This window comes from Paenibacillus hemerocallicola (assembly GCF_006265175.1).
Taxonomy (GTDB): Bacteria; Bacillota; Bacilli; order Paenibacillales; family NBRC-103111; genus Paenibacillus_AB; species Paenibacillus_AB hemerocallicola.
Genome location: NZ_VDCQ01000145.1, coordinates 1 through 626, shown reverse-complemented (window position 1 = coordinate 626; position 626 = coordinate 1). Strand labels below are relative to the sequence as shown.

Here is a 626-nt window from a genome sequence, read left to right as displayed (position 1 = left end):
TATCCGGTCGAGCCTGCGGGCGGACCGCCGTACCCGTACTACGGCGGCTTGTGGGCCCGCTGGTCGCAGTCCGAGCTGAGCGCGCTAGGGCAGCTGGCGGATGCTTATGCCATCGTTAAACGAACGAACGCCTTCGAACTGCTGAGCGCCGAATTGGGCGAAGACGCGGACGCACGGATCGTCGAAGACATGTTCCGGCCGTCGTTGGATTACTTTCATTCGTTTCCGGTCATCAAGCACAACAACGAGGTGTTGAACTACATCGGCCTGATCGCGCTGGCCAAGGCGCTGAACGACCCGGCCCTGATGCACGAGGCGGTGGAGCTGGTGGAGCAGTACGCGGCCAACGTCTATATGCTGGACGGCTTCTGGAAGGAAGTGTCGGTGACGTACCATAAAGATTCGGCGCTGCTGCTCAGCCGGGCCGCCGAGCAGGCGGCAGGCTGGAGCGATCCGCCCGGGTACGAATCGCCGCGGACGGGAACGCGGCTGGAACAGCTGGACTTGCTGCAACGACTGCCGCAGCTGCCGGCGATGCTGGGGATCGCCGCGAAACTGGCGTACCCGGACGGGCGGGTGCTGCCAATCAACGATACATGGGCGTTTTACAAGCCGCCCGCGCCGCA

The 626-nt window shown here is 63.9% G+C and carries 1 protein-coding gene; it reads left to right on the top strand.

Annotated elements, in window-relative coordinates:
• Window positions 1-626: hypothetical protein (locus tag FE784_RS40460; protein WP_218103896.1), on the top strand; the 626-nt coding region annotated here is incomplete at both ends.